This window comes from Enterococcus sp. DIV1283b (assembly GCF_051710965.1).
Lineage (GTDB): Bacteria > Bacillota > Bacilli > Lactobacillales > Enterococcaceae > Enterococcus_B > Enterococcus_B lactis.
The window spans coordinates 593,821-608,552 of record NZ_JBIOLR010000001.1 but is presented as its reverse complement, the minus strand read 5'-3'; the positions used below and the strand labels follow the sequence as shown (position 1 = coordinate 608,552).

Here is a 14,732-nt window from a genome sequence, read left to right as displayed (position 1 = left end):
AATAGATAATATCATATTATGTCTAGTATATTTTCAAAAAAATAATAATTTTTTCGAAAAACATAAAATTTATCTAGTAATTTAATTTATATAATATTATTTATACATTTTATTCTTTCATAAGAATACTAAAATTTAGTAATAAGTTATACGTAAAGATACCGTTTTATTTTATCGATATTTCTTTTTGTATTTTCTACAAAATTAATTAAACAGTTATCGGATTAAGATTTTGGACCTTCTAGATATATGTATTTAAAATAAAACAATACCTATTTATGACCTTTTATGAGCAAGCTTCGAATAATAATGTATAAAGCAATATTATTATTTGTCATGAAAAACATTTTACTATTGTCTAATAGCTAAGATAACTAAATCCTTCTTACCTCGGAAATATATTAATTTTCTAAATAATTGCTGAAGTTTTTTTAATAGAAAATAAGTTATATATATGTTTTAGAAACTTAAGCTTCTTAAATTTTCTAGTATGTTTGATGATATTTTATAAATAACGAAATATCTTTATATAGCTGCTAATTTCTTATTTGAATATTCCCAAATCACTTTGAGGTACACCGCACTGCTTTTTCTTTTAGCACCATCTTTGCATTAAATTTCAACTACCACTTTTAGTTCAGGTAAGATGTTTAAATAATTTTACTTTTAGAGAATTCACTTGCAATAACGGGGTTTTACTCTATATTCATTTTTTGTTATATCACATTCTTAAATTTGTTTACTTAAGATTTCAACCGAAAAATCCTAAATCATTTAATCTAAATGTTTTTAGATAATATTATAGAATAAAAAAATAGAAACCTCACGTATCAAGGTTTCTAGCAGAAAGTCCAATAACCTCTAGTAGGTTTTTACTATTGTGAAAATAAAAAAAATGATTAGTAGACAATATTTTTTATAAAATTGACTCAATTTCTTTCCACTATTTGACGATTTGGCTAATGATGAACATAATTTCAAATATAGACAAAATAAAAATGATGCCAAAAATAAGTACACTACAAGATACTTATTTTTAACATCATTAATCCTAAAATAGCTTCGCTTTTACCCGTTGCTATCTACCCTTTCGGAAGGGGTATTTCATCTAAGTAAAGAATATCACTGTAAGCACTCAATAGTCAAGCATTTAATTTTCCATACTCTAATACAATTTTTTCAAAAAAATGGTACATTTCTACAAGTTCATAATTCTTTTCGTACATATGAGCATGAACTTTCATACGTTTAAGTAACTCTTTTAATTCCTCAGAATTTTTTGTTTTTAATTTTTGAGTTTTGACGTATTTTTCGTGAAGGTATAACGTGGCTACAATATCATTCATTTTCATATTGGTGAGTGCTTTAGTACTTAAATCAGCCTCTACACCTGCTTTTGTTGCAAACTGAGTTAATTGAATCACGGGTCTCCTATTTTTTAGTTCGTTACCACTTCTACCATATTGAAATGGTTCAACAATATTATAGATAAGTGGTCTACTATGTGCAGCTGCATTTCTAACATTCGTAACATATTTTAATAGTTGATTAGCTGTTTTCAGTCCTCGATAGGCAAAATATTCTTTTTTGAAATAAAAATTGATAAATCTTTCTAAATTTCCTAGTGTCATTACCTCTAGTAATGCCCAAATTGAAAGTCTATCATAATGATGATGATAAAAATCAAAATCATATCCATGTTTTCCTTTAACCTTATCTAAAATTTTTTTTGAAGCTTGAGTATATTCGTATAAGATTTCTTTCTCTAGCCTATTATCTCCATTTTTTCTTTGTCTATTAATATATTCCTTTTGCATATAGCTATCATATTCTTCAACGATTGTATATCCATCTTCAGTTAATGAATTAGTGATTGAACTTATTAGCAAAGTTTTCAGAGAATGTTCAAGTTCAAAAATCATCCTACTCAAAATCATTCTTAAATACATATCAATCTTCGCTAAATCAGCTAACTTAATAAATGACAAGTCTTTATATTTTCCATTTATATCTTTTTCAAAATTTTTACGGTACGCAGTTACTTTAAAATAATATGTTCTATTTAATAATATATCACGAACGTCATCTTCATCTGATTTAGATATTTCTATGCCCTTAAATCTAGCATAATCAATTTGCTCTTCAATCGAAAAAATTTCTTTATTTTCAGCTTTTTTACAAAGAATATGGAGTTCTTCTGGTATTATTTCAGAAACCTGTTTAGCTCGTTCTTCTTTTTCCAGTTGTATTTTTAAATTAACTAATTCATCATTATTAATAAAAATCACCTCCTATAATTATGAAGTTAAGAGAAAGACTAGGTCGCATATACAATCTTCCTCTTTTATTCATATTTATTGTTCTACTACTTACCCAATAGTTTCATAAACTTATCTAGTTCTTCTTGTGCTTCTGGGGTTAATCCTTGTAATTCTTTCATCGTTTCATATAGATTAGCAGTAGAACGATCGATTTCAGCTTTTACTTCACTTAATTCTTGCGCTACTTGTGATAGTGGGATTACTTCTTCTTCCTCAAAGGTATCCACATATCTAGGAATATTCAAGTTGTAATCATTTTCTATGATCTCTTCCAATGTCGCTACATGTGCATATTTTTCAACGTCTTCTCGTTTTTCATACGTTTCAATAATTTTGTTGATATTGTCATCTGATAGTTTGTTTTGATTTTTACCTTTAACAAATTCACTGGAGGCATCAATAAATAAGATGTCTTTAGTCTTGCGCGCTTCTCTTCCTTTAAATACCAAGACAGTTGTCGGGATACTTGTTCCATAGAAGAGATTTGCCGGCATTCCGATTACTGCGTCTAACAAATTATTGTCAATGATGTTTTTGCGAATCTTTCCTTCTGCAGCTCCACGGAATAGTACACCGTGAGGAAGAACGATCGCCATCGTACCAGATTTGTCTAAATGATAGAGTCCGTGTAAAACAAATGCATAATCAGCCTTTGAAGCAGGTGCCACACCATATCCTTTGAAACGTGTGTCTTTTTCACGGTCTACATCTTTGATATCCCATTTTGCGGAATATGGCGGATTAGCTACCACTGCATCAAATTTCAATGGAATCTGCATTCCCTCTTTTTCTGCAAACGGCCAATCTGCATCTAGTGTATCTGCACGTCTTAAATTCATGTTTTGATAATTAATGCCGTGCATCATCAAGTTCATCCGTGCCAGATTATAAGTGGTTGTGTTTAATTCTTGACCATAGAAATCCACGCTTCCTGATTTATCTCCGTCAGGCAGTTCTTTTTTTACTGTTAATAGCAGAGAGCCTGAACCCATCGTTGGATCATATACTCGAAACTGATTGTCTTCTACATTTGCATCGCTTGTTACGATTTTAGCTAATACTTGACTTACTTCATGAGGGGTATAGAATTCCCCACCTTTCTTACCAGCATTAGCAGCAAATTGACCGATCAAATATTCGTACACATCTCCAAGGATATCATGCCCTGCTTCGTCTTTAAAAACAAAATCGTTAATCATCAACACAATGTCATTCAGTGCTTTCGCACGTTCATTCGTATTCGATCCTAAACGAGTATCCCCTAAGTTGATATCTGAAAAGACATTGGCGAAGTCATCCTCAGCTAATGGGTTACGCTTCGCATTGGCATTGAAGGAATCAAACAAATCTTGGAAATCACTCGCTTTGATCTGATGATTTTCAATTTTTTTTACTAATTGCTCCCATGTATATTCAGGCGCAATCGCGTAGCCAATCCCGCGGCTGATTTCTTGTAGATAATCTTCTTTTTCTTCTGGGTCTGTTACTTCATAATATTCTTCTAAGCCGTTCTTTTTTAGATAGTCATCTTGGTTTTCTGATAAATAACGGTAGAACATGAATGGCAAGATGTAGTTTTTGTACTCGCTAGCATCCATCGTTCCTCGTAGTTTGTTGGCCATAGCCCATAATTTTGATGTAATCTCACTTGCATTACTCATTTAATTTCTCTCCTTTTAGACAAACATTTGTTGCAGTAATGATTTTTTCATTTCTTTTAGCGAATCCAGCTCATGCTGATGAAGAGCGATAGTGTCGTCCAATTGCTCAAAAAAGGCACCTAGTTTATTTTGTTCATCCAGAGTAGGAACACTTATGTTTGTATCAAGAATATTCTTATTATACAACCGTTTAATTGTACTCCCCTCTAAACCTTGCCACTTAACAATTGAATAAAATTGCTGTAAAAATTTATTATCTAATCGACCATTATGCTTTAACCAAACTATATTACTATCTTGAAAATACTCGTCTTCTCCTTGATATACTACAGTTCTACCAATGCTTCCAGAAGCAGAAATCAATATATCTCCAACTTCAGGATACGGATATTTCGCTTTATATTCTTCAAATAGTTCTCGAGATATAAAAGCATCAGGATAACTTCCAAAAGTTCCAATTTTAAAAAATGGAACTTCTCCATTGTCCGAAGTTTGATCTTTAAAAATTCTTTTATTCATTGCGACAGAACCTAAGTCTCCAAGCTTACGCTCTTCCCAAGCGTCAGTGAATCCTGCAAATCGGATTTCTGGTTTGTCTTCGCCTTTTTTCGGAAACATCTTTTGAAGATAACTTTTTTTTGTTTGCTTCAACAAATCCAGCTTGCGCTGATGAAGAGCGATGGTGTAATCTAAGGTATCTAAAAAACTTGAAATGTTATTCTGTTCTGCCATTGTAGGCAAATAATACGTGAAATTCACAAATGTTTTTTGTGGAAGCCCTGTTAATGTACTTCCAGTTTTTGTCGCATCCACAAAACGTTTAAACAAAGGAGAATCTAAAATATGCAATAGAAATCTGTTGTTCACTTTAGCACTTAAATCTCGGACTACAAATAAATGACTATTAAGTGTCGCAGGTTTATCTAAACCTTTTACCATTGCAACTTTCCCAATGGTACCGTCTTTTGTAACAATAATATCTCCATTTTTTAGTTGAATATTTTGATCCTTATCATACCGCTCTTTCGATACATAAACACTTTTATCAAAGTCAATGGTATGTGTTAATTCATTAATATCTGTTCCGGTAATAAGATAGTAATCCCCCTTAGGAAGCTGTTCATCTTTTGTTAGACGTTGCCAACCAATTCGAGACTTAATGTACATGCCGTCCCCCAACTTCCGCTCTTCCCACTCTTCCGCATATCCTTTGAATCTAATTTTTGGTACATTTGTTCTTTCTTCTTGCATGTTCATTCTCCTCTGATCTTCTAAGTCAGATCGTTCTAACTTAGATTGTTTCTATTTTAAGCACGTTCTATTGGTCAATCAAAGGAAGGAGCGCCTAATCGACAGCTCTATTCTCCTTTCTTGATTTCATCTGCCATCTTGTAAAATGCTTTACGAAATTCAATGCGATATTTGACCCACGACAATGCTGCGATTTCAGGTGCAGCGATTTCCTTATAGTCTGCACGCGCATCGTTCATAATCGTCGTTAATTCTCCTTGCTTATCCATGTCTTCTTGGCCGAGTCTGTGTTTCTTGATCAGTTTTTCCAACTCTTTAGGTCTTATACTATTATCGAGGCCCCAAGTACGGACGAACTCTGTCACCAGCTTGATGTTGCTGTCCATTTGTGAGCGTTCCATTGCTTGATTCATTTCTTCAATGTCACGAGGAGCTGGATAACTTTCGAATTCGAATTCTTTTGTAAATATTTTCGCCACGAAGTTACGTACTTTCGTAATTTCTTTTTCATTATCCGATTTTGCGATCTCCAAGTCAATTTCATTTCTTGTTTGTTTCGCCTGATTCATTTCATCTGCGTGAACCTCATCCGCCATTCGTGCAATCAATTCAATCAAGTAATCATAATTGATCGTCACATCATGAATATGGACCATTTCTAAATTGACTTGTGAGATATCGATTTCTTCTATAGCAGCTCGCCGTTCTTTTAATTCATTCGCAAGAACAGTGGTCAACATCACTTCTTGTTCTTCTGTAATGCCCAAGCGTTCGTAAAAAGCTTCTGGTTCATCATAAGCAGAAATCGGATTTTTTTCATCATCTTCCGTATATTGTTTTAATTGGCTTAATAAGCGGTTGTAATCTTTCAATCCTTTAAATACTTCTTCTTGCGCTTTCTCACTTGGTGGAAGTTGGACAAAATCATCTGTTAATTTAGCAAGTGTCTGAATGACTTCTTTCGTTTCTTCTTCCACTTTACTAAATGGTTTTGATAGAATTCCGGACGCTTCATTTTCTTCTTTTAATTCGTCCAAGGTTAATTGTTCCGCCGCAGAATCTCTATTTGAGTAGATAGCAAAAGAGTTATTCATCTCGTATTCATTTTGAACCGGCCATCGATAATTCACAATATTCCCTTGAGGTTTGGCTTCTCGATTATGAATTCTGTTCGTACGAGAATATGCTTGAATCAGGTTCCCACCCTTCAACGTACGATCAATATAAAGGGTATTTAATTCTGGTGCATCAAATCCGGTCAGTAACTGGTCAACGACAATCACTAAATCTAAATAATTCCCATCATCTGCAGTCTTATTTAATCGTCGAGCTAGATCTTCTGTGTATGCTTTGACCGAAGTCATGTCAAAAGCTGTTCCGAATAAAGCATTGTATGCTTTAATGGCTCGATGGAGATTTTCATTCGTCTTTAATTGATGGACACCATTTGACGTATCTGCTGAAAAACTAATGCCTACTTTTAGCCGATCTCCCGGGTCTCTTTTACTGTTTTCTTCCATAAATTTGTCAAAATACTCCATTGCTCGCGGCGTACTAGGACGATTTCCTCCTACATGGACAGTGAATAATGCATTGTACTTGCGGTTATTGGAACGTTCTTTCCAATTGTCAAAAATATCTTCTACTACTAATTCCACATGTTCTGGGCTATAGTCGTAGACACTTCCACGAATATTATCATCGATATCTTCTTCCGTTGGATCTTTTGGAGGTTCGATCGTTTCTTTGAATTCAACTTTGAAACCAAGAACATTTTTATCTGCAATTGCTTCTTTAATTGTGTAAGCATGCAGTAGATCACCAAAAATCTCTCGTGTTTCTGGAAACTTCGGTGTACCTGTGTAACCAACCCACGCGGAAGTTGGAAGAGCTTTGCGGATGGTCTCCAGCATGCCTTCATTTTGTGTCCCGTCACCAGTTGAACGATGCGCTTCATCGACAATAAACAAGATATTGTCGTCTAATGGCTTAAAGTTTTCTTTTGTCACATAGCGAGACATTTTTTGAATACTTGTGACTATAATATTCTTGTCACTTTTCTTCGTGAGCTTACGATGTAAATCAGAAATGTTCGCTGTATCACTCACTACACCTGTCTTTCCTTCAAAGCCAGCTACTGGATCATACGCACGATACGCATCTGCAGTTTGATTGGTCAACGCAATTCGGTCTACTAAAAAGATGACTTTGTCTACATTAGGTAACCGGCTTGCCAGCCATGCGGTTTTGAAACTTGTGATTGTTTTTCCTGATCCTGTCGTGTGCCAGACATAGCCTAATTTTCCATCATCATATTTAAAATTGTATTTGCGTACTTTATCTAGTACACGTTTCGTTGCGTATACTTGATAAGGCCGCATCACTTTGATACTTTCTTTATTCTTCGTTCCATCAAGTATCATGTAACGAGTGGCCAAATCATGAGCCATTGGGATGGACAATACTTTATCAGCGAATGTTTGCCATGAACGAACGGGGTGGGCTGTTTCTTCATCCTGCCAATTAAATGCAAAAGCTCGGTTAAAATTTTGTAAGGTCGTATTTGCCATGTAACGTATATCAAATGGGGTCATAGCGATTAAAATTTGTAGAGTTGAAAAGATATCACTGAATTGTTTTTCCGCAATATATTGTTCCATTTGATTTAGTGCTTCTGTCGCATTATGTAATGCTTTTTTCAGTTCGATTTGGACAATGGGCAACCCATTAATTAATAGCGTCACATCAAAACGGCGATTTTGCTTTCCATCAATTACTTTCGGACGTTCAATTTGGTTTACTACTTGATACACGGTATTCCCGCCACCCACTTGCGCTTGGTCAAAAACTGTTAGGAATACATGTCTCCCGTCATCAAGATCAATTTCAATTTCTGATACGCCATTCACTCCATATAAAAATTGCCCTGCTTGATAAGGGGAATTGATAGAGGAAATAATCTTTTTTACTTGATTGAATTCTGTCACTGATAATGGCTCATCTAAACGTGCATGATTATTTTGTTCCAGAATGTTTTTGAAATTATTCCATAATTGTTCTGTTGTTTTGATTTCTTTTTTATATTCCCACTGCTTTACTCCGCCAATTTTTGTTAAATAGTCAATGACCTCTAGTTCGAACTTTAATTCAGATTGGCTTTTGATACTCGACTGGTTTTTCATTTATTCTATCCCTCCAAACTTTTTTCTAGTATAGCTCCGGTAAACTGCTCTGTTAACCGAGCATACTCACTTAATTTACTTTGTATTTTTAAAGATTCTATATAAACTTCGCCGATTCGTTGCTGCTCTGATAATGAAACGACTGGTATAACGAGTTGTTCTAAAGACTGCTTAGTTAACCTCAAATTTGGTCCTGTTCCTTGAAGTTCTCGTTCTTTTTGGCGTTGGATATCTTTGTACTGATTAAATAAGTAAAGAAAATAGCGCTTGTCTAATTCCTCGCTGTGAAATTCTACTTTTGTAAAATTTAAGGATAGCACTTTCCCTATGTTTTTCTCACTGACCATCGTTGCTCGTTGGAGAGAATTGCTAATGACAACATCTCGTTTATCTAAAGATACTTCGCTGTCAAATAAATAATTGATTTTTTCATCCCGACTCATTTCATCATGGTGCTTATCATCTTCATCAAATGAAGACTGATCATAATAATTGATTTCTTGGTCGCCAAACTGTTTTTCAGCTCTGGATTGGTTGATTCCTGGGATAAAACTCACGAACTCAGAAAGTTTTTGCTTTTCCATCTCTGTTCCTCCTTCAAGCTAAAAACGATTTTATTAAATATATTTATATTACAGCCTTGCTTACAAAAATAATATTACTCCTTTAAGAAGAAATAAACAAGCATTTTTTAGAAATAAATCAATATAACAAAAAATCAAAGGATATTCTTACCTTACTCACAATAAAAAGAAAAGATCCCAACACATCAAAAATCAATGTTTTGGAACTTTTTAAATAAGAGCCCCAAATTTGAACCTAATTAAATCTTTCAAAATTCTTCGTCTCGCTTTTTGCTTTTGCAAGTAATTCCTTCCTAAAATAATCAGTAACCTACAAATAAAAAAAACTACTTAATCATTTATGAATCATTTTACTTGTTTAATACTGCTTCTTCTATATCGATTAGATTCTCAACTTCATCTTCATATCCCAATAATTTAAATACTTCAATTGTTAGAGAACCATTGAACTCGAAATTCCCCGTTATTGATTGATATAGTCTAGAAAGAAACTTCCAATATAACCTACCCTTGATAAAATCAGAATCATTCGTACTATCATAAAGGTAACCTAATAAGTTAACGATTTCTTCCCAACGTTCATCTTCAAAAGCAAGCAAAATGGAGTTGATTAAAAACTTTATAAAGGCATGGTTGTGTTTAGATGAATTTTTAAATTTTCTAAATTGTGATACAACATCGTGATAGTTAAACAATCTTAATTCAAAGTTAAAAAATGCTAAGCAATTTGTATACATCGCTAATTCAAAATAGCCCCAGTGATCGATCCTATTCAAATAGTCATAAATTGTTTTTAATTCCTCTCTAGTTATAGGGATGGCTGAATATTTAGGGAGCCGATTAATCACTGCCTTAGCTTGAATTAATAGATAGAGGTAAAAAATATCGTTTGTTACTATATATTCTCTTTGTAACTCTTCCAAAAAAGATTTTCCTCTATTAGTTAAAACAATATAATCTCTAAATTTCGATCCATATGTTTCCTTCTTATTAGATTGATAATGATTGTATTCGAGATAATACTCATCAATTTGAATATTCAATCTATTTAAAAAAATCCATATAGTATCTATATCTACCTTGGCATTCTCATTTTCAAAACGTTGCAATGTACTGATTGAAATAGTATCTCTGGTTAATTCTTTTCGGCTAATATTTCTTGTCATCCTCATTTTTTTAATCATTTCTCCATGATTCATTTCTACATCACCAAATTTCTACCTATTTTTATAACATTCATTCCAAATCTCTAAATTTTTTTTACTATGTAATAGTAATCAACCATTAAAAAGAAGAAGGGAGGGAAAACAATGATTCAGTTTTTAGAAATAACGTTCGGATGGCAGGTGGTAACTCCAGTCTAATGTATACCTGCAAATTTAGCCATTTTTTTACAAAAAAATTAGGTTGTCATCAACGAAAAAAGGCGTTAAGACCAATTAAGAGAAAAAATTTATATCCATAAAATTGGAGGAAGTATTATGAAAATAAAAAGAATATCTAAATCAATAAAAACAGCGGCAATGTTATTCTCACTTTTATTAGTAACAAGTATATTTTCTGTTACTGGAACAACACTGGTTTCTGCTACTGAAATTAGTTCTAAGGAACAAGTTTCTACAATTGACGATGTGATTAAAAATGATAAATGGATTGAGATGGAAAAAGAGGCGGCTGTTATAGATTTTCAAAGTAAAGGACTATTAAGCCCCGAAGCAAAAGCTACTTATTTAATGAACAAATACGATGGCGCAGTTGCAACAACCCGCAAAGGTGGCGTGAGTCAAAGAATACAAAATGGTGGATGGAATGTTTACTACAAAACAAGTAACGGCAAACAAACTGCAAGAACCGCTTACAATGGTATGTTTGTTGCGTGGTCAGGAAATGCTGGAGCTTCAGGAGTAGCTGCTGCATGGGCTACTGCTACTGGCATCGGTTGGATTGCTGGAGTAATTTTTGGAGCGATCGGAGGCGCCAATGCATATTTAGCAAGCTTATCAAAAACTTGTAGAGATCAAATTGATCGTCATGGCAATACTTGTACTGCACGTATGACCCTTACTGAAGCAAGATGGTCGTCAAAATATGATAATCGCTGGTAGTTTATCCAAGAGTACTCAAGAAAATACAAAATGTATTGTTCAAGCGCCTATCATAATGATAAAATGAAACAAATAAACGATACAAGGAGGAAGAGACTTTGAGTAATGGCAAAAAAATTTTTTTCATTGTAAAAATCGTTCAGTTGCTAATCTATGGGATTTCGGTAGCGTGGGCATTTTTTTATAGAGGAATCACACCAAACTGGCCATTTTATCTCTTGTTAGTGGGAATATTAGTAGGAAATTTTGTCCCCCTTCACTATCGTACCAACTTTTTTTCAACTGGTTCTGGTCTTTTTCTTAAAACAAAGACGCGAAAATTAGAAAACATTATTGAAATGACAATTACCTGTATAGTCATTTTCTTAGTTATATTCCTGAACGTCTTCTAATAAGAATCTCTTAAAATTACTTGTTATAGTTAGTTACCTAGTATTGTATTTTTCCTAGTTTATATAACACAGTAATCTTATCTTCCTTATCAACATCTTTTGCCGACTCTTTGTCTTAAATTTGAAACATACAAGCAGAGCTACGAACACTAAGACTGTTTTGGCTCTGTTTTTTGCATCAAATTTACTCTCATATAGCTAGCTGATAGCTTCGTCCATTTGAAAGAAATTATTTTCATTTCACCTTATTACGAAAGGAGCTGTGACAAAAGCCTTGTCGCAGCTCCTTTTTCCGAATAAACGGTGCTCAAAAGCTTGCATCTGCGGTAATAAGCTCAACCAAACGTAAAATATGAGGAACTATTTTTGTTTGGCTGTTCTTATTACTTGATGCAGGGCAGCTTTTTCACAACCTCTCCACTAAACGGTGTTCAATCAGCTGACCTTCGGTATTAGCTCAAAAAACGGCAAAATATGAGGAGCTATTTTCCCGTTTTTTTCTCTAATACTCAGGTCAAACCGCTGATTTCACAACCTCTGATTCACGGTGTTCCAGAAGTAGCTTCTTCGGAAATAAGCCGAATTTTCACAAAAATTGGAGAAGCAATTTTCGTAAATTCCTTCTTATTTCTTGAAGCTGCCCACTTCTGTCACAACCTCTATATTTAAGTATTACCCCACAGACCCTTCCATTCAATTCTAGGGTTACAATCAAATTAGATTAGTAATGTTTAGGCTTGCTATATCAAGGTTTTATCTATTTTACATTACTACTAAAAACCATTAATTTTTACTACAGATACAGACAAAAGCACAGACCTTTTTCAAAAGTCCACCATGCCAAAATACATAAAAAGGACATCTCTAAAAGGAGAGAGGTCCTTTTATTTCTATATTAAAAAATAAAAAAAGACCTATAATAGGTCCCATGATGGCTGGCGTATTTAGACTACGCTTAATACTTAGTATCAGTTTCACCATGTAATCAGTCTAGGTGTAACACCTATCTGTGACTCAAGTATATTGTTTTATTTCTCTAGTGTCAATAATAAAATTGACTATTCTATTCTCTTACGGCAATCTTAAACATCTATGATTGGGGATTTTCCTTAATTCTTTATTTCCTTTGATAAATGAAGTCCACAATCTATTAGCTAAAATATCGCTAGCTTGAATCAGATAATTATTCGCAGAATTACAGTAAGTTACATTTACTATAACTTCACTATTAAAAAGTGGTTCGTGAAATGTCCCATAATCAAAGTTAACAATTCCTTTTTTAAGTTCTTCAAAAATAGAATCTTTTAAGCTATAAAAACCATCTGTTGCAGTAGCCTGTTCATCTACACAAATATTAATTTGTATATCTTCTGATGAGTCCAAATTTCCTAGATTAATATGGTGTTTTAATTCTTCTTTAACCAATCTCTTTAATACATAATCTTTATATCTATGAATAGACTTTTTGCTACTTAGAATATTAGAATAAACTCTTTCTATATCAACTGTTAAGCCCATAGTATTTTCATATTTCATAGTTCTAAACAGAGATGCTTTATACTTAGGATCTTTAATAAAACATGCTTTTAATTCTCCTTTAAATCCTAGATGTTCTTTAATTTTCTTATTGATACTAAAATAATTTCTTTTAAAGTCGTTTTTTGAATTGTTATCTAAAAAAAATAAACCTGCATAAACAAAATATCGATTAGGATCATTCTTATGTAATACTCCCGAATCATCAAAATAAAAATATACTTTTTGCATATTGTACTCCACTTAATTATAATAAATAATTTTATATCTTTTTTAAGATAAAAACAAGTTTTACTATGATTTATGTTAACATAATACAATTATATTGACAACGCTTACTAAAGAGATTAAAATACACGCTAAAAAGGATCGATGCACAATGTATGCAGTTACTGTTTTACATGGTTACATCACCCCTGACTATAAATACACATACTCCAAAAAAGAAGCGTGGCATTTTGAATCAAAAGAAAAAGCTATGCTCATTGCACATAAGCTCAGTGGTAAAGTAACAATAATAAATAAAGGGTATCTCTAAAAAGGGATACCCTTTATTATATCTTCATCTACCTAAGGTCAATCTGAGTGACCTTAGGTTTTACTTTCATTACTCAGCGCAATTTTTCGCCTAGCTGCCATATTGCTTTTCAAAGGTCTCATATTCTGCTATTTAACCAAACCAAATGAAATGGTCATTAGATAAATAGATTTTCATAATGATACGCCTCTGCAAATTCTACTAAAGCTATTCTTAGATGGCTTTGTAGTGTTTTTAGCGCCATTGCCATTTCATCAGCGATGTATTGCTGTGTTTTATCATGTTGAGTGATATATATTCTTGTAAGTATTTCCCTGTGATCTGTGCTTAACATATCCAGCGCTTCTCTAATGCTTTGTAATTGGTTCTGCGCCTCAATTAGTCTATCAATCTGACGAACGGTGATGTTTTCAGTATGATTAATCTTAGAAACATTTTTAGGCATATCTGACAATGTAACAGACTTCAATGTATGAATATCACCGCATAATCGTTGCAACCTTGGGCAAGTCCTTAAAACGCTCTTCGCTCGTTTTCTGATTTCTTTATCTGATATCATCAAATCACCTTTTTATGTTATAATTGATGTATCAAAGTTTTCGATTTTTTCGTTGGTGTGATATAAGCACTCTTAAACATTGACCAGTTAGATGTCTAGCTGGTCTTTTTTTATGTATTCTTATTACTGCGAAAAAAAGGGCTTTTTTCTGCACGGTTTTGAACGATAAAAATAGCTCTGTTCATTGCTATTATGGTATTTCATCTCAAGGAAAAAATTTTTTCAAAAAATCCTCGCTATTGGAAAAAGTTCCCATATCCGTTTCCCAAAAGAGCATTACTTGATAGTTAGGGAGGGGGGACATAAAAAACTCAAAAAGCGGTATTTGTGTAAAGGAAGGGGCGCACCGGTCAAAAAATGCTCTTTCAGCTACTTTTACTTAATGGGGGGATATGATATACTCTTGTCAGAAGAAGCTTTGATTACAATTCCATATTCTATGTACTGCAGTCAGTGGTCGATTGCAATAAGGCATCTTTACATGAGATGTCTTTTATTATTGTTTTTATTCTAATACATGCTATAATAAACGAAAAGAGACGTGCTGGAACACGCCTCCACTGTAGAACCGTTAAAAAGACGGTGACCATCAATAGTGTTTTA

General features: G+C 33.3%; 10 protein-coding genes. 2 read left to right on the top strand and 8 right to left on the bottom strand.

Features of this window, described 5'->3' with window-relative positions; all coding sequences use genetic code 11:
- Window positions 1-1,142: 1,142 nt before the first annotated feature.
- The 6 genes from IGJ53_RS02875 to IGJ53_RS02850 all read right to left on the bottom strand — a co-directional run bounded on the left by IGJ53_RS02875 (window position 1,143) and on the right by IGJ53_RS02850 (window position 10,198).
- Complete coding sequence (locus IGJ53_RS02875) at window positions 1,143-2,288, bottom strand: Abi family protein (RefSeq protein WP_259741778.1); 1,146 nt, start codon at window positions 2,286-2,288, stop codon at window positions 1,143-1,145.
- Between the two features lie 77 nt (window positions 2,289-2,365).
- Complete coding sequence (locus IGJ53_RS02870; protein WP_259741777.1) at window positions 2,366-3,982, bottom strand: type I restriction-modification system subunit M; 1,617 nt, start codon at window positions 3,980-3,982, stop codon at window positions 2,366-2,368.
- Between the two features lie 15 nt (window positions 3,983-3,997).
- Window positions 3,998-5,239 carry a restriction endonuclease subunit S gene (locus IGJ53_RS02865; protein WP_375379630.1) on the bottom strand — a complete coding sequence of 414 codons (1,242 nt, stop codon included), beginning with the start codon at window positions 5,237-5,239 and terminating at the stop codon, window positions 3,998-4,000.
- Window positions 5,240-5,340: 101 nt separating this feature from the next.
- Window positions 5,341-8,415, bottom strand: a complete 3,075-nt coding sequence (locus tag IGJ53_RS02860; protein WP_181954114.1) for a type I restriction endonuclease subunit R — start codon at window positions 8,413-8,415, stop codon at window positions 5,341-5,343.
- 5 nt (window positions 8,416-8,420) lie between these two features.
- The gene (locus IGJ53_RS02855; protein ID WP_086285784.1) at window positions 8,421-8,999 is read right to left on the bottom strand and encodes a restriction endonuclease subunit S; all 579 of its coding nucleotides are present in this window, start codon (window positions 8,997-8,999) and stop codon (window positions 8,421-8,423) included.
- 350 nt (window positions 9,000-9,349) lie between these two features.
- Window positions 9,350-10,198: an Rgg/GadR/MutR family transcriptional regulator gene (locus IGJ53_RS02850; protein ID WP_259741775.1), complete on the bottom strand. Its 849-nt coding sequence runs from the start codon at window positions 10,196-10,198 to the stop codon at window positions 9,350-9,352.
- Window positions 10,199-10,480: 282 nt separating this feature from the next.
- On the opposite strand from IGJ53_RS02850, the gene IGJ53_RS02845 reads away from it, so the two are divergent.
- Both IGJ53_RS02845 and IGJ53_RS02840 read left to right on the top strand, forming a co-directional pair.
- Window positions 10,481-11,104 (top strand): hypothetical protein, encoded by a 624-nt coding sequence (locus IGJ53_RS02845; protein WP_259741774.1) that lies wholly within the window; start codon window positions 10,481-10,483, stop codon window positions 11,102-11,104.
- A 98-nt stretch (window positions 11,105-11,202) separates the two neighbouring features.
- The gene (locus IGJ53_RS02840) at window positions 11,203-11,496 is read left to right on the top strand and encodes a hypothetical protein (protein WP_172891936.1); all 294 of its coding nucleotides are present in this window, start codon (window positions 11,203-11,205) and stop codon (window positions 11,494-11,496) included.
- A 1,071-nt stretch (window positions 11,497-12,567) separates the two neighbouring features.
- Here IGJ53_RS02840 and IGJ53_RS02835 read toward each other — a convergent pair.
- Together IGJ53_RS02835 and IGJ53_RS02830 are read right to left on the bottom strand one after the other, a co-directional pair.
- On the bottom strand, window positions 12,568-13,263 hold the full coding sequence (locus IGJ53_RS02835; RefSeq protein WP_438749514.1) for a DUF3800 domain-containing protein: 696 nt from the start codon (window positions 13,261-13,263) through the stop codon (window positions 12,568-12,570).
- A gap of 464 nt (window positions 13,264-13,727) precedes the next feature.
- On the bottom strand, window positions 13,728-14,129 hold the full coding sequence (locus tag IGJ53_RS02830; RefSeq protein WP_438749512.1) for an ArpU family phage packaging/lysis transcriptional regulator: 402 nt from the start codon (window positions 14,127-14,129) through the stop codon (window positions 13,728-13,730).
- Window positions 14,130-14,732 lie beyond the last annotated feature (603 nt).